Here is a 14,884-nt window from a genome sequence, read left to right on the forward strand (position 1 = left end):
TCCATTTTCTCTAGGCAATATCAGCAACGTCCTGACTACGAATCATTATCTAAAAAAACCAAGAAAGGACTAAAGTCCTTACTAAAAACTCGTGGTTCGTAGTAAGGACTTTAGTCCTTTTTTGCTAACGGCTTGCAGCCATTAACAATTAGCACTCAGCAATTATCTAGCTTTTCGCAACACTCGATTTTTCAGATGTAGCGCTTTCGGCAGTTTTGCCATTTTTGCTATTACCGTTACCGTTGCTGTGGCGGGGTTGGATAACTCCATAGCCGCTGTGACTCTTGCGTTCGTAGAGCACATTAATTTCGCCTGTTTCCGCATTACGGAACATATAGAAATCGTGATCGATAATCTGCAATTGTTCCAAAGCTTCTTGCACAGTCATTGGAGGCATGGCAAAATACTTAGTCCGCACCACCTCAGCAGGAAGTTCGGGAGTTCGATCGCCAATCAGATCCGCTACTACAGGATGTTCTTCAACTGCCGTAACCGTTTTAACACTACTGTGGGTCTTGTTGTCGTGGCGTTTTTCCTTGAATTTCCGCAGTTGACGAGCTATCTTGTCGGCAACCAAATCGATGCTGGCATACAGGCTTTCCGTGCTTTCTTCAGCCCGAATCACGCTGCCGTTAGCATAAATTGTCACCTCAGCAGTCTGCTTAGGATTGATCCTGGGGTTACGAGCCACCGATAGATGTATGTCCACTTCTGTAGTCAAAGTTTGAAAATGGCTAACTGCCTTTTCAACCTTTTGATTGACGTACTCGCGAATCGCATCGGTGATTTCTATATTTTTACCCTGGATAACAAGCTTCATAGAGCTCCCTCCCTTCTGTAACTTGGGTATATTTTATACAATAGCACTATGTATTCTGGAAAACACTTATCTTCCAAATCTTTTATTATATGTTGACAATTCTTGATTTAAACTGGGCCAATATTCCGTAAAAATACTATTGATTTTTTGCATGGTTTCTCCTCTAATCCATCAACCGCTAAATACACAAGCCTGCTTGCTCCTCGATTGGGGACAAGTTCCCTACTCCCAAGCTTGGGAAATCCAGAAAAAACTCGTGCAAGAGCGCCGGGAAAACCCAGATTTGCCAGATGTGCTGATTTTGGTGGAACATCCGCCGGTGTATACTTTGGGACAGGGCGCGAAGTTGGAATTTCTGAAATTTGACAGCGAAACTCAGCCGGAATTGCACCGAGTTGAACGGGGTGGTGAGGTGACTTACCATTGTCCGGGCCAATTGGTGGGCTATCCGATTTTAAATTTGCGGCGCCACCAGCCTGATTTGCACTGGTATTTGCGACAGTTGGAGGAAGTGCTGCTGGGGGTGCTGGAAGTTTTGGGGTTGAAGGGTTCGCGGGTTCCCGGTATGACTGGGGTTTGGGTGGATGGGTGCAAGGTAGGCGCGATCGGCATTAAAGTCAGCCGCTGGATTACGATGCACGGTTTTGCTTTAAATGTTTGTCCGGATCTCGCAGGTTTTGGGCAAATTGTACCTTGCGGGATTCCCGATCGACCTGTTGGCAGTTTAGAGCAGTTTATTCCGGGAATTGAGGTCGATCGAGTGCGATCGCTCGTTGTCGCTGAGTTTGCTCGCGTTTTTGCAGTGGAAATTGTGCGATTCCCTACGGGATAGCTTCGCTTCACGAATCTGTAGGGTGCGTCGCTGTCAACCTTACTGGTAACGATCGCAGTCGGTTTTTTAAGTGCGATCGGAGTTTTCCTCCTCATACACCATTAAATCGCCCGGTTGGCAGTTTAGTGCTTTGCACAGAGCATTGAGAGTGGATTCGTCAATTCTCGTGAGGCGACGGCGGGTTTTGAGTCTAGAAAAGGAAGTTGGGTGCATTCCCACCAAAGCAGCCAACTCTTTATTGCTGATATTTCGCTCGGCCATTACAACTGCCAATTTCCAACGGATGACCACTGTTGATGCTCAATTAATAGCCTGGACTTTGCAAGCTGATGTTACCATCCCGCAACCTTCACTATCCTTTAATTAACCGCTACGGTAAATTATTTGAGCTTGGCAGTTGACTAAGTTGGGAAAATGACCTATACTCAGAATGTCCAAACGGAAAAGCTATCGCCCCTTGGCCTCGAAAACTCAAGGGCGATAGCTATCCGACTATTGTGTAGTTAAAACTGATGATATCACAGCCAAAGTCAGTTCCCGAACTCCTGCGCGAAGAAATTCCCGACGCACCCATCGGAAAGCAACCGATCCGATTGTTGATTTGCGGGATTCCCAAAGGAGTAGAAAGCCTCATCAATCTGCTGCACGTTTTAGGTTTTGCAGAAGTTGGGGAATGGAGCCCGCCTTTACCGTCCCCGATCTCCGGTGAAGTAATGCGGATTTTAACCCGTTACTGGAAAGAATAATCTTTAAGGGCGATCGCCCTTTCTCGAGCCAAGTGCGATCGCTCTTAAATTATCAAAAACATCAGGCTTAATTCTCCACCCAATCACTTAAAAACTCTCGACTAAGGATGCTAAATATTGAAGCGAATTAACGCGGCGGTGTTTGCGAGACTTGGGGGTATTATAGAGATCGTTTTAACTGTCTGTACTTACTAACTCAATAATTGAGAGAATTGGTAGAATGCGCGATCGCGGGCTTCTATAACCTCAGACAGAAGCAAGACCGATGCAGAAATACGTCCTAAGAGTTTTGCGATCGCCCCTAGCTTCAGGTAAGATTCTTGTTAATTATTGCGCTTCGCTCAGGAGAAAAAATTTATGCCAGATATGTCCGGTCAAGACCCCTCGGAAATTAAAATGGCGACGGTTCATGAAGAAGAAAAAGGCGCAACGTTTAACGGTACGGTCATCCTTGCTATCGATGTCGATGGTGCTGGGGAAGTCCTTTTCTTCAGAGACTTTTTGATTGAAGATTATAAAGGCGAACTTACCGCTTATCTGGCAACAGATGGCAATATAACGAAAAGCATTGATTTAGGCGAACTTAACCATAAGAGCGGCAGCTTTAAGCTGCCAATTCCGCTGGGGACGGATACATCACCCTACAATACAGTCGTGCTGCGCGACGAAAAAAGCAAGAAAAAAGTTGTGACGATCGAGCTGTAAAATTTGCAATGAGAGCTCGTAGTTGGGCCAAACTCCTTAGCGCAGCCCTCGAAGAGGATCGCCCTTTTTTTTCCTGAAGTGCGATCGCCCTTAAATTAAGGTGCGTCACTTTCGATCGAACGGCGAAGTTTTGCGATCGCTCGTAAAGTGACGCACTCTACTTTTTAAAACGGAATCGGATCGTAATCGGGATTTTCCGGTTCGTTAGACGAACCCGACGGGCGATCGGACTCAGAATTTGAAGACTGATGCGAGTTCCAATCCGAACTAGACGTGCGGTTAGCGCCACCTGGAGCGCTGTTAGAACTGCGGTTCCGCGAGCCTAAAGGCACTACATTGCTCGGCACATTAGCCGGCGCGCTGTCGCGAATTTGACCCGGTTCCGGGGCGGTTCTAGTTGGGGGAGCCGAACTCATTGCATCGGCGCCGACACTGTAAATCCTTTGAGCTGTCAGTTCAGCGCGCTTTTCTTTAATACCATCTCTTTCGATCGTATTCATGCTCAGCCGTCCCTCAATAATCACGCGATCGCCCTCGTGATATTTCTCGTGAATTTCTTGAGCAAAATTTCCCCATCCTATCACTTTCAAATGTTCGGGCGGATCTTCGGGTTTTGGGCCGGGAAACTGCACCAACATCTCAGCGATTTGAAGTTGATTGTCAGGAGTATAACGGAGTTGCGGTTGTTGAATTATTTCCGCCATCAAAATGCAGCTATTCATCTGTTATCTGTGCGTAATTGGGAATTGGGAATTGGGAATTGGGCAAACAGGGCATCGGGAATTGGGCATCGGGAATTGGGAATTGGCCAAACAGGGAATTCGGGATTGGGAATTGGGCATGAACTTTCAAGTAAAAAGGTAAAACTTAAAATAACGCATTTTATTTTTTTACTTTTGCATTACCAATTCCCCATTGCCAATGCCCAATGCCCTGTTTGGCAAATGCCCGATTGCGGATTACACGTTACCAAATTTATCTTGGAGAACCGCAGCCTCGGCTTGACTGACAAAATCGTGAACGAGGGCGCGGTACTCTTTCAAAGTTTCAGATACCCAATCTCGATCCTCACTGTTGGCGAAGATATGAACCGTCGGTTCACTAGCATCGGGTAAAACTAATACCCAATTGTCGTCGCTGTAGTTAAAAATCTTCACTCCATCTAATAATTCTAAACGATCGGGCGAATGAGTTTCTACTAAATGTCGCATCAGCGAACCCTTGATAGTCCAAGGACAGCGGACGCTGTAACTGCGGTGGGTGATGCGGGGAAGTTCCGCCTTGATCTGTCCGAGCGATCGCTCCTGAATCGTCATCATTTCTATCACTTTCGCAATGCAGAACATTCCGTCAAATCCGGGATGCAACTGCGGGAAAATAAAACCCATAAGGCCGCTGCCACCCAACACCACATTCGGGTTCCTGTTAGCAGCTTCCATCAAAGCAGTTGGGTTCGCCTTCGTGCGGATTACCTTACTTTGATAGCGCCGGGCGATCGCCTCCACTGCAGAAGACGCATGAACCGGCACTACTACTGTACCTTTGGGATGAGAAGTCAGCATCAAATTTACCATCAACGCCGTCAGCATTTCCCCGCGAATCGCTATCCCAGACTCATCTACCAAAATGAGCTGTTCGCCGTTAGCCGATACCTGCACTCCGAAATTAGCGCTGAGTGCTTTCACCACCCGGCCGAGTTGGTCGAGTAAATATTCCCGTTCCCCGTTGCTTAGAGAAGTCTGCTTGAGACTGGCATTGAGGACCACCGCATCGCAGCCGAACTTGGCAAGCATTTGGGGTAAAATTGCTCCAGAAACCGCGTAAACGTAATCGATTACCACCTTAGAATTGCTGTAGCGTATTGCCTCAACATTCATCTGCCGCTCAAAAATGCGGTTGTAAACTTCGAGAGCTTGGTTAAAGTACGTCATCTCTCCAATTTCGGGAATTAGAGCTCGACGCAAATCTTCCTTAAAATAAGCCCCCTCGATTTTTTTCTCAGCTCCTTTAGTAATATTGATGCCTTTGATATCGAAGAATTCAATTAAAATGTGGTCGGAGCGATCGGGCGAAATGCGAACGTGAATGCCGCCAGCAATCGACAGCGTAGACGAAACCGTGCGCGCGATCGGAATTGCCGTCGATTCCAAATTGAGCACATTAATTCCCACCGACATCAAACCCGCAATCAAAGACCTCGAAACCATCCGCGAAATGCTCCGCTGGTCGCGAGAAACCGATACCGAAGTCCCAGGTTTCAAAGTCGAGCCATAAGCCGCGCCCAATTTCACTGCAAATTCCGGGGTAATATCCACATTCGCCAGTCCTTGAACCCCACGTTGACCGAACAAATTCCGCTTAGCTTGTTCTCCCCAAATTAAATTTTGATTTAACAGAGCACCGGATTCAATATTTTTGCTCGGCCAGACGCGCACGCTTGGCCCCACTTGCGCTTCTTCTCCCACAATGGACATTGAACCGACGACAGCACCTTCGAGGACGTGAGCGCGCCTGTCTACGCGGGTACTCCGGCAAATCACGCAGGCCCTAAGATGAGCGTCTTCACCGACAATTGCTCCGTTCCACACGATGGGACGTTTGAGATTAGCGTCCGCCCCGACTGTCACGTTATCTCCGATCACTGTACCGGCATCGATTTTAACTCGGGCTCCAATTCGGCAATTGTTGCCGATCATCGCCGGTACTTCGACGATCGCGCTATCGTCAATAAAAGTATTCTGACCTACCCAAAGTCCCGATCGAACTTGGTTATAATAGGTTAAATTCAGTTTGACCTTTCCCCGCAGCGCGTCGTACTGAGCTTCGCGGTAAACATCAAGCTGGCCGACATCGCACCAGTAACCCTCGGCGATGTAGCCGTACATCGGCTCGTTTTTTTCCAGCAGCAGGGGAAACAAGTCTTTGGAGAAGTCGCACTCCTGATTTACCGGCAGGTAATCCAAGACTTCGGGTTCTAAAATATAAATGCCGGTATTGATAGTATCGGAGAAAATTTCGCTGCTAGAAGGCTTTTCCAGAAAGCGACTGATGCGGTAATTTTCCTCGGTAATCACGACCCCGAATTCCATCGGGTTGGGAACGCGAGTTAAAATTAACGTGGCTTTGGATTGCTTGCTGCGGTGAAATTCGATCGCTGCCGTTAAGTCGAAGTCTGTGATGCTGTCGCCGCTGATGACCAGAAAAGTTTGATCTAGCAGTTCAGCAATATTTTTGACGCAACCAGCCGTACCCAGCGGTTGGTCTTCCTCCACAGCGTAAGTCATTTGAACGCCAAACTCTGCCCCGTCGGTAAAATATTCCCGCATGACATCGGGAAGGTAATGCAGCGTCGCAATAATTTCCGTAATCTGATGCCTTTTTAGTAAATTAATAATGTGTTCTGCGATCGGGCGATTGAGAATCGGCACCATCGGTTTGGGCAAATCGCACGTCAGGGGTCTGAGCCTCGTTCCCGACCCCCCAGCCATCAGCACTGCACGCATAAAATCCTCCTTGCTTAGAAAGCTCTCTACCGCTATTGTCCGCTAGAAAAAGTTTGCCTGCTGTAATTCGTTGGCCACCAGGAATCAGTTCTTAGTAAAATATCTTTGAGTAGTTATACATCTGGGCAATCCCGTTTGACCGCGCTGTCCCCCAGCAGCAACCGATTTCAACCGAATTAGAACTTCCGGCATCACACCAATCCCCCGGTCGAACTCGGATTTGTAGGGGATGTTGGGCGATACCAGTTAAAAAACAGAATGCAACTGTATGCCCGTACTCGAAACCCTTCCGTCATCAGTCATTACCAATGCTTTAATTCTTCAATTCTTCCATCTAAAATGGTATAATTCTTCAGAATCCTCGACTTTTGACAGAAGTCCCTTCTTGCTTACTCGGTGAAAGCTATTTCGGGGGTGTTATTTTTAAGTTTGTGGCCAACGGGGATTTTTAAGTCTCTTTCTGAAGGTGGAATTGCTACGGCTATCGGTGCGCTTTGGCATCTGATAAATGATAGATTAAGGGTAACGCTTTGACTGGCTGACCCAAAATCCTATCCATTGCTTAGGGGTTTTTTAAATGAGTACATTAATTAGCTTGGCATTGCTGATCGCTTACGGCGGCGGTATTTGGAAATTTTGGAATGGTTTCGATCGCACTAACTTCGACAGAAGTTTTGCAAACCGCCTGAAGCTGTCGCTGCTCTGGCCGGCGTTAATTTTTAATAAGCCTTACCGCCAAAACTTTACAAAAGCTCTCAAAGCTTCTAAAAGGTAATTCAAGAATGTCTAAAAAGTCCGATCGCCCAGTAGCGGGTCAGGAGCAGACTTGGTTTGCTAAAGGAAAATCAGATAGCTGGCAAGTTTTACTGTCGCAAGTCGCTTCTCGGTTCGATCGCGAATACCGGGGAGAAGCTTTCGCTTTACCCGAAGAAGTCGAAGCAATGCCGATTTTCCTAGAATCTGTTGCAGGAACTCTCCAAGAAAAAACAGTTTCTCCCTTCTGGAAAATTGCCAAACCTCAAAAAAATCAGCGCTGTTTAGACATTGGCTGCGGAGTCAGCTTTCTGATCTACCCTTGGCGGGAGTGGGAGGCATATTTTTACGGTCAAGAAATCAGCAGCGCAGCGCGAGACGCCTTAAACGCTCGCGGCCCTCAGCTCAATTCTAAGCTGTTCAAAGGCGTAGAATGGGCTCCCGCTCACCAGTTAAATTACGAGGAGGCTCAGTTCGATTTATGCCTTGCTACAGGCTTTAGCTGTTACTATCCCATAGACTATTGGAGTATTGTCATGGGAGAAGTAAAGCGGGTACTAAAACCGGGCGGTCATTTTGTTTTTGATGTCCTCAACCCCGATGCTCCTTTAGCAGAAGATTGGGCAATTTTGGAAACTTATCGAGCCGGCGAAGTATTTTTAGAGACCATAGAAGATTGGGAAAAAATGATTAAAGCTGCGGGCGCTAAGGTAATAAAAAAGCAAAGCGGCGACTTATTTCAAATGTATAAAGTTCAATACAATTGAGTGGTTAAGGGGAATAGGTAATTAGCTTTATCGTCAAAAATTCAATCGTCCAAAGTCGGGTAGGGCCGACGCAAAAAAACTTAATTCTTAGTGGATAAAGTAGGGTGCGTCAGCAAGTAGAACTTAGTTTGAGAAGCAACAAATATTCAAGCTGATGCACCCTACTAACTACTAACTCACAATAGTGAAGCAAGCAGATTGGATATTACCCATTCCCGATTGCCTCTTACTTATGCCCAATTAATTTTCGGTAGCTGCAGGAGATGGCGCAGCTTCCGGCGACGGCGACACTTCCGGGGTCGGAGATGGCGACACTTCAGCGGCAGGAGATGGCGCTGCTTCAGGTGAGGGCGACACTTCAGCGGCAGGAGATGGGGACACTTGCGGCTGCGGGGACTCTTCGGTGGCAGGAGATGGGGACACTTGCGGCTGCGGGGACTCTTCGGCGGCAGGAGATGGGGACACTTGCGGCTGTGGGGACTCTTCGGCGGGTTGCGGTTGAGGAGAAGGTGACTGTTCCGCGGCTGGTTTTGGTTCAGGCGAGGGCGACGGTTGAGCTGCAGGCTTTGGTACCGAGGGCGACGGTTGGGCCCCGGGCTGCGGTTTGGTGGAGGGGGCCGGCGGCTTCTCAAACTGCGGTTTCACTTCTGTAGGCGCTGGGGAGGGCGGCTGGCCTGTTGGTCTCCTGGGCGCTGTCGGGGCGGGCGCTGGCTGCTGCTGGCCTGGTGGGTTGGGCCTGGTTGGGGTGACAGGAATGCCACTGCAAACTTTTTCGTCGTACTTAAACTCGACAGCCAGTTGGTAAAGCTTGTGCGTGCTGGCTGCTGAAAATGTTAGAGAAGGGCTAATAATCGCAATTTTAGCCGCATTATCGAGAATACCGTAACCAGTGGGGACGATCGACTGAGGCTCTGCCCTGAGCAAGCCTTGAGGGCTGACAACTGCTCCAAAAACTGCTGTTCCTTGGAGTTTTTGCGAGCAAGCTGTTACGGGATAAGGGACATTCACAGGAGTCGGGCCCGTCATTTCCAAGTCAGGATAAGCCTTTTTGAATTTCTCAAACAAAGCAACATAGGTATTTGCAGCCGCAAGCTGTGTCTCTCTGTCGCTGGGTAAGTTTGAAGCTGGTTGGCCAGACTGTCCTAGCTGTCGCTGTCCATCTTCAAATTGTTGTCTCCTGATTCTTTCTTCGGGAGTTTCTGCGATGAGATTCCTTTTATTGGGATCTTTTTGAGTCAATTTTGGTACTCCATCGGGTCCCACATTCCTGCCAATTGGGAATTCCGGGGTAAAGACTGGAGCTCCGTCTGGAAATAGTGGGAGTCCGCCTCTACTGGCTATGATCTTTTTGAGCGTCTCTGCTTCATCTTCCGAGCCGCCGCCGGGAAGCTGGGGCGCTTCTGGCAGCGATGGTGGCGGCGGGATATTGCGATCGAAATTACCAGGTAAAGGTGGGAAAAGGAAACCGCTGGGAGGTACGGGTGGGACGAAAGTGGGTATTGGCTGCGAGGGGGCTCTGACTGTTGGGGATGGAGTTTTGGGAGGTGGCGGGGCTGTTGGGGCCGTGAAGGGCGGGAGAGGGGAAGGAGGGAGAGGGGAAAAGAATCCAGGAGGCGGCATTCCCGGCGGCATGGCGGGCAAGTTGATGGTATCAGGTGGGGGGGGCAAGGGCGGGGCTAACTTTGGCGCGGGTCGAAGGGGAACTGGTGCGATCGAAAATGGCGTAAACGGCTTATTTGACGCGCGCGGTGGTGTGGTTTGTGGCAGGCGACCGGCTTCTGCGGGAGTTAGTTCTACCAAGCCTACAGAACCGGGAATATTTTTTGAAGAATTTCCACCATAAATTATGTTTGAGAGCGTCGGGGCACTTACTCCGAGCACTCCGTGAAGGCTGACAGAAGCTAGGGCTGCCCACCAATAAGGCTGGCGCAGCGGTTCGGAAAGGGTGTTGGCTAGGGAGGAAGAGTCAGTCATTTAAATTTTAGATTTTAGATTTTAGATTTTAGATTGGGGGATTGGGGGATTGGGAGATTGTTAGATTTTAGATTGGGGGATTGGGAGATTGGGAGATTGGGAGATTGTTAGATTTTAGATTGGGAGATTGGGAGATTGGGGGATTGGGAGATTGGGAGATTGGTAATTTATATTGTTGTGGTTGTGATTGAGTGTGAATTCGTTTTAATGAGGAGAGGTTGGGAATTCAAAGGTATGATTTTAGCACGATCGCCCTCGAAGTTGCCCGATCGACCTTGATGAAAATTCATGGGTCCGAAACTGAACCAAATTTATTAAACACGATCGACAGGTTTGATGGATCGGCGTTTCCAATTCGGTTACGCCATCTAAAAACTGATCGAGTGGCTGTCAGTCCAGCCCGCAGCCCCTCGGTGGCCCCGCCCCAAAATGAGTACAAGCCCGCGACACTAGCGTCAGGGTCGATTCTAAAAATTGTAAATTAAAGTTCCTGCTCCCTGAGTCACTGCGCTGCAAGTAAATCTAAAATCGTAAGGGCGATCGCACTCACGCCGAAGTCTAAAATCTAAAATCGACAGATTCACCAGCGATAGCGGTAATTTTTAAAAGGAGCTCCCTCGATGGTGAGCAAGTCGATAGGATAAATTGGAGCGCCGCTTGCCATATATTGAAACATTTCTCGAACTTCCTCTCCCCGCAACGACAACTGATCTAATTCCTTGAGAGAATACCAGCCCGCGCACAAAGTATGCTCATCCGGCTTGCTTTTGGGAGGCGTCTTATCTTGCGGACGAGCCACAAAAATGACTCGGAGGCGCACATTACCCTTAGGCATCACTGTATGCTCTACCCGGAGAATTCCCTCAACGACGATGGAAATGCCCGCTTCCTCGCGGGTATTACGCATAGCAGCTTCCAGCAAAGTTTCCCCTTTTTCCACTCGCCCTGCTGGGAGATACCACTGCTGCTCGTACTTGCGCTCTTGTACCAGTAGAAAACGGTCTTCTAAGTGAACGACAACTAGGGTAAAATACCATGTTTGAATCGGCTCGCGAGCCATAGAAGTAGATATTCCCTAAGCAAAAGGTTTAACGAGCGGCAGATGTTAGCAATCCAAAGGATGCTTCGGCAAGTGTCTTTGAACTTGAAAAACAGATCGTAGCACTCCGGCCGCAAAATCTAAAATCTAAAATTTAAAATCTCAAATTGACAATGCCATTACCAACCGTGATTTTACCAGGATATTTTGCTGCTGCTTCCGACTATCGCGAATTAGAAAAGTCTCTGGTCGATCGAGGTTTCCCAACAGTAACAGTGCCTCTGCGGAAGGGAGATTGGTTGCCGACTTTTGGCGGGCGGTCGATGGTGCCAATTTTGCGACAGCTCGATCGCACGGTCAAACAAATGTTACAGCAATACGGCGTTCCCCAGATCAATCTCGTGGGTCATTCCGCCGGCGGCTGGATTTCTCGCATCTATTTGGGCGAAAAGCCTTACACGATTCACGGCGACGTGGTTGAGGACGCGGGTTTGTGGGAAGCTCACCCCTGTGTGAATACTTTAATCACTTTAGGCACGCCGCACGTCTCTCAAGAGCGCTGGACGCGCAAAAATCTAGATTTTGTCAAAATTCACTATCCGGGGGCTTTTCACCCGCAGGTGCGCTACGTGTGCGCTGCTGGGAAGGCTGTTTTTGGCAAGCGGGGTTTTGGAACTTGGCTGGCTTATAAAAGTTACGAGTTGACTGTGGGGAAGGGCGAAACTTGGGGAGATGGAATTACGCCGGTGGAAGCTGCTGTTTTGGACGGGGCCGAAAATTTGGTTTTGGAGGGGGTTTGGCATTCGCCTCGTTCTCCGGGGAAGTGGTACGGTTCGTCGGAGGTTTTGCCGGCTTGGATTGAGTATTTGCGTTAGAAACGAACCGCGAAGACGCGAAGGAAGAAGCAGAAGGTTTAAGGGAAGGATTTAGTTAGAATTTGATATTAGGAGCGAGTTTAGTGCGGCAAAACTCGCCCCCCCGATGCTCTGTTTGCTTGAATTTTTATCGCTAACTGAATAGAGTGAAAAAATATTTTATGTGGCATCATCGGTAAGATTCAGAAGTCACGGCGAACCACACAATCAAATTATACGTTTGCTGGGTGGAATTGGGCGACTATGCTACTGTGCGCTTGGACGCAGATAACGAATTTGAGCCGGATGCTTTGTGGAGAATTGATGCGCGAGGTCGATCGCAAATTAGGGATGATGATTATGTGCGATCGCACTCCGTAGAATCATTGCAGTGTTTGGTATTTGGTGCGACGAGGGGCGATCGATTTTTATTGACTATTTGATGCGATTACTCTGGCGATTCAGTATCGAGAGGGGCTTGACGGCGGTGACGAATATGTAATATCGCAATGGTATCGCCCTCCACCACAAACAGAATCCGATAGGTTCTTCCTTTACCAACCCAAAGTTGTCTAATTTCCCGACCAATGATCGCAGCTTCGGGTGCAAGTGAGCAACGGTAAGGAAACTGTTGCAAAGATGCGATCGCATCTTGGAGGTCGTAGTACCACTGATTTGCGGTATCAGCACTCAGATAATCGCACATCCAACGGTAGGCGGTTTCAATTTCTTGAAAGGCGGGTGGTTGGATTAGGACTTGATAACTCATAGACGAGGAGGGATGTTGAACTGCTGCTGTAGCGCTGTCATGGCTCTCTCGGCTGGAATACCTTCACCTCGATCGAAGCTTTCGAGTCCTTTGCGGATGCCGATGATGGCTTCTAGGTAGTCGATGCGCTCTAGCAGTTGTTCGTAGGTATTAAGTTGGGGGTTTGGAGTGGATTTTAGCGATCGTACCAAACTGAGAAGATCCGCAAGTAGTTCGTCAGGGGTGCTATCGATTTCTTGGATGAGGAGTTCTTTGATGGTCATCGCGGCATCTGGTGGAGAATTGATACTTTGATTATAACGAGTGTCGATCGCCCCTTATTGACCTCGACCCGGTTTACTATCGGCAAAACCTGACCCTTCCGAGTATAAGAAAGTGGCGATCGCTCTCTGTACAATCATCGCAGTGTTTGGTATTTGGTGCGAGGGGCGATCGATCTTTTTTCACTCAAGCATCGCTTTCCGTCTAATCCTCGCATTATCATAGTAGAAATAGAATAAGATTGTGAGCAGTCAACAAATGGCACAAATTACCACGACTGAATTACCCCAAACCCTCCAGACTCTATTTATAGAGGTCGAACGTACTAAAACCCCCCTCACCATCATCCATGAAGGGAAACCATTAGTGATTATCTATCCTGCCACTACCCAAACCCCACGCCCCGCGTTTGGCACAATGAAAGGAAGCGGTGAAATATTAGGAGATTTAATTGCTCCTGTCGCCGAACTGTGGGAAGTTTTAGAATGAAACTTTTACTCGATACCCGAATTTAGCGAGCGAACTCGCACTAGACTGTTGCTTGAACAAGCATATCCTCTACCTGCCTAATTTGCTTCCAATCAATTACTGCAACCCAAAGACTTTCCTCTTCTGAATATTGCACTATCCCATCGACTTCTAACTCTTCGTCATACAATGCTAGCAATTGACCATCTTCCAACTTAATATTTTGGCGACTCAAATCTTCAATCGTACCAACGCAATTTAGGCGAAGGCGACCTTGTTCATCCGCATTATGAAAATCTGCAAAGATTCTGGGATATTTCATATTTTTAGTTTACTCAGGATGATTGTTGTGATGGATTAGGAATCGTTGGTGTCAGCAGCAGACTTGCTTGTTCTGGTGTTAAGCCCGTTAATGTTGCATGATTTGGACTTCGGCCAGAAGTACGGATGACATCTCCATCGGACGATCGCACCTCACTTACTGTCGTCACACCAACTTGTCCGTGAGGGATTGTCACTGCTAACTCTGCTACAGATAATCCTACTGCACATTCTACAGAAATTCCCGTGATGCCGCTGGGGTGAGTTGCCGTACTGCGTTTAATATCTTCTGGGCGATTTCGACCGCCACGAACTACTAGGGCCTCGTTTGGAATTCTTTCCACAAGTGTAGGCTGTTTGATTTAAGTACGCGCTATACCTTAGCAGAAATCTTTGTCCATAGGGCGATCGATCTTTTTTTACTCACGCGATCGCACTCCGTAGAATCATCGCAGTGTTTGCTATTTGGTGCGAGGGGCGATCGCTCTTTATGCGTGATGGGCGATCGCTATTAGTGCAATCATCGCATTGGAATGGTGGAAATGGGTAAGATTGTGAGTGGAAAAAGAGATTGGGTTTCCAGGCATCAACTCAAGCTACCAGCTCATCAATCAATCATCCCTCTATGATTTGTTTTTCTCGAATTTTGTTTGCTGCTCTCTTGCTGCCTCATCTTCCGATTGATATCTGCTCGATTTATCTGGTGCAGTTAATCCTAGAAGTCCACCCAATACCAATGCTGCTATTTCAAAATACTTTGAGCAAACAGGATTGTCTCTAAAAATGATTTGGGGTTGCGTTCCAGCAGCTCTTGAAGTAACTGGGGGGTATTCTACTTGCACCACACAAATTTTATCACTTTTGAGAGTGATAACCAAAGCACCAGCGATCACAACCAAAGCAATAATAGGACGCATCCCATTATGATCTAAAAACTTAATAATTCCGTTCATATTTTTACACCATGCCCTAATAGTCAATATGCGGTTTAATACCAGGGCTATTTCATTCTAAATAATTCCTTGAGTGTGTTAAGACCAAAGCCAGCAAGTCGTTGAGCTTGAGCCATATT

20 protein-coding genes are annotated in these 14,884 nt (G+C 47.8%); 9 read left to right on the top strand and 11 right to left on the bottom strand.

Translation table 11 applies throughout. The features are described 5' to 3' along the window. Positions 1–166 precede the first annotated feature (166 nt). Complete coding sequence (gene hpf, locus QUA33_RS09670; protein WP_333095162.1) at positions 167–820, bottom strand: ribosome hibernation-promoting factor, HPF/YfiA family; 654 nt, start codon at positions 818–820, stop codon at positions 167–169. Positions 821–971: 151 nt separating this feature from the next. On the opposite strand from hpf, the gene lipB reads away from it, so the two are divergent. Next, the gene (gene lipB / locus QUA33_RS09675; protein ID WP_333148415.1) at positions 972–1,652 is read left to right on the top strand and encodes a lipoyl(octanoyl) transferase LipB; all 681 of its coding nucleotides are present in this window, start codon (positions 972–974) and stop codon (positions 1,650–1,652) included. 66 nt (positions 1,653–1,718) lie between these two features. Here lipB and QUA33_RS09680 read toward each other — a convergent pair whose 3' ends face one another. After that, positions 1,719–1,943, bottom strand: a complete 225-nt coding sequence (locus tag QUA33_RS09680) for a helix-turn-helix domain-containing protein (protein ID WP_333143057.1) — start codon at positions 1,941–1,943, stop codon at positions 1,719–1,721. A 221-nt stretch (positions 1,944–2,164) separates the two neighbouring features. Here QUA33_RS09680 and QUA33_RS09685 point away from each other — a divergent pair, with 221 nt between their 5' ends. Then, entirely contained in the window at positions 2,165–2,398 is a 234-nt protein-coding gene (locus tag QUA33_RS09685) for a hypothetical protein (RefSeq protein ID WP_333148417.1), read from the top strand. A gap of 357 nt (positions 2,399–2,755) precedes the next feature. After that, positions 2,756–3,103, top strand: coding sequence for a hypothetical protein (locus QUA33_RS09690; RefSeq protein WP_333148419.1), 348 nt, complete (start codon positions 2,756–2,758; stop codon positions 3,101–3,103). Between the two features lie 164 nt (positions 3,104–3,267). Here QUA33_RS09690 and QUA33_RS09695 read toward each other — a convergent pair whose 3' ends face one another. After that, on the bottom strand, positions 3,268–3,825 hold the full coding sequence (locus QUA33_RS09695) for a single-stranded DNA-binding protein (RefSeq protein ID WP_333148421.1): 558 nt from the start codon (positions 3,823–3,825) through the stop codon (positions 3,268–3,270). Here QUA33_RS09695 and QUA33_RS09700 point away from each other — a divergent pair. Next, positions 3,812–3,967: a hypothetical protein gene (locus tag QUA33_RS09700; protein ID WP_333069697.1), complete on the top strand. Its 156-nt coding sequence runs from the start codon at positions 3,812–3,814 to the stop codon at positions 3,965–3,967. The genes QUA33_RS09695 and QUA33_RS09700 overlap by 14 nt on opposite strands. Positions 3,968–4,062: 95 nt before the next feature. Here the strand turns inward: QUA33_RS09700 and QUA33_RS09705 are convergent, their stop codons facing one another. Then, entirely contained in the window at positions 4,063–6,606 is a 2,544-nt protein-coding gene (locus QUA33_RS09705; protein WP_333148423.1) for a mannose-1-phosphate guanyltransferase, read from the bottom strand. Positions 6,607–7,183: 577 nt separating this feature from the next. On the opposite strand from QUA33_RS09705, the gene QUA33_RS09710 reads away from it, so the two are divergent. Both QUA33_RS09710 and QUA33_RS09715 read left to right on the top strand, forming a co-directional pair. Continuing rightward, a complete protein-coding gene (locus tag QUA33_RS09710; protein WP_333030091.1) occupies positions 7,184–7,381 on the top strand; it encodes a hypothetical protein in 198 nt (65 codons plus the stop codon). Between the two features lie 7 nt (positions 7,382–7,388). Further along, entirely contained in the window at positions 7,389–8,126 is a 738-nt protein-coding gene (locus QUA33_RS09715; RefSeq protein WP_333148425.1) for a methyltransferase domain-containing protein, read from the top strand. 240 nt (positions 8,127–8,366) lie between these two features. Here QUA33_RS09715 and QUA33_RS09720 read toward each other — a convergent pair whose 3' ends face one another. Both QUA33_RS09720 and QUA33_RS09725 read right to left on the bottom strand, forming a co-directional pair. Beyond that, positions 8,367–10,100 (bottom strand): hypothetical protein, encoded by a 1,734-nt coding sequence (locus tag QUA33_RS09720; RefSeq protein ID WP_333148427.1) that lies wholly within the window; start codon positions 10,098–10,100, stop codon positions 8,367–8,369. 580 nt (positions 10,101–10,680) lie between these two features. Next, on the bottom strand, positions 10,681–11,160 hold the full coding sequence (locus QUA33_RS09725; RefSeq protein ID WP_333095175.1) for an NUDIX domain-containing protein: 480 nt from the start codon (positions 11,158–11,160) through the stop codon (positions 10,681–10,683). 152 nt (positions 11,161–11,312) lie between these two features. On the opposite strand from QUA33_RS09725, the gene QUA33_RS09730 reads away from it, so the two are divergent. Together QUA33_RS09730 and QUA33_RS09735 are read left to right on the top strand one after the other, a co-directional pair. Then, the gene (locus QUA33_RS09730) at positions 11,313–12,014 is read left to right on the top strand and encodes an alpha/beta fold hydrolase (protein ID WP_333148429.1); all 702 of its coding nucleotides are present in this window, start codon (positions 11,313–11,315) and stop codon (positions 12,012–12,014) included. Between the two features lie 227 nt (positions 12,015–12,241). Beyond that, entirely contained in the window at positions 12,242–12,436 is a 195-nt protein-coding gene (locus QUA33_RS09735) for a hypothetical protein (protein ID WP_333148431.1), read from the top strand. 5 nt (positions 12,437–12,441) lie between these two features. Here the strand turns inward: QUA33_RS09735 and QUA33_RS09740 are convergent, their stop codons facing one another. Both QUA33_RS09740 and QUA33_RS09745 read right to left on the bottom strand, forming a co-directional pair. Then, entirely contained in the window at positions 12,442–12,762 is a 321-nt protein-coding gene (locus tag QUA33_RS09740) for a type II toxin-antitoxin system RelE/ParE family toxin (RefSeq protein WP_333148433.1), read from the bottom strand. Next, the gene (locus QUA33_RS09745) at positions 12,759–13,025 is read right to left on the bottom strand and encodes a prevent-host-death family protein (RefSeq protein ID WP_190733723.1); all 267 of its coding nucleotides are present in this window, start codon (positions 13,023–13,025) and stop codon (positions 12,759–12,761) included. The genes QUA33_RS09740 and QUA33_RS09745 overlap by 4 nt, the downstream gene beginning before the upstream one ends. A gap of 256 nt (positions 13,026–13,281) precedes the next feature. Here QUA33_RS09745 and QUA33_RS09750 point away from each other — a divergent pair, with 256 nt between their 5' ends. Further along, the gene (locus QUA33_RS09750; protein ID WP_333148435.1) at positions 13,282–13,512 is read left to right on the top strand and encodes a type II toxin-antitoxin system Phd/YefM family antitoxin; all 231 of its coding nucleotides are present in this window, start codon (positions 13,282–13,284) and stop codon (positions 13,510–13,512) included. 40 nt (positions 13,513–13,552) lie between these two features. On the opposite strand, the gene QUA33_RS09755 is transcribed toward QUA33_RS09750, so the two are convergent. From QUA33_RS09755 to QUA33_RS09765, 3 genes are all read right to left on the bottom strand, one after another. Continuing rightward, complete coding sequence (locus tag QUA33_RS09755; protein ID WP_333148437.1) at positions 13,553–13,813, bottom strand: hypothetical protein; 261 nt, start codon at positions 13,811–13,813, stop codon at positions 13,553–13,555. Between the two features lie 13 nt (positions 13,814–13,826). Next, positions 13,827–14,156: a flavoredoxin gene (locus tag QUA33_RS09760; RefSeq protein WP_333148439.1), complete on the bottom strand. Its 330-nt coding sequence runs from the start codon at positions 14,154–14,156 to the stop codon at positions 13,827–13,829. A 279-nt stretch (positions 14,157–14,435) separates the two neighbouring features. Further along, positions 14,436–14,765 (bottom strand): hypothetical protein, encoded by a 330-nt coding sequence (locus QUA33_RS09765; protein WP_333148440.1) that lies wholly within the window; start codon positions 14,763–14,765, stop codon positions 14,436–14,438. Positions 14,766–14,884: the final 119 nt, after the last annotated feature.

The sequence above is a fragment of the Microcoleus sp. Pol14D4 genome, assembly GCF_036701245.1.
Classification (GTDB): Bacteria; Cyanobacteriota; Cyanobacteriia; order Cyanobacteriales; family Microcoleaceae; genus Microcoleus.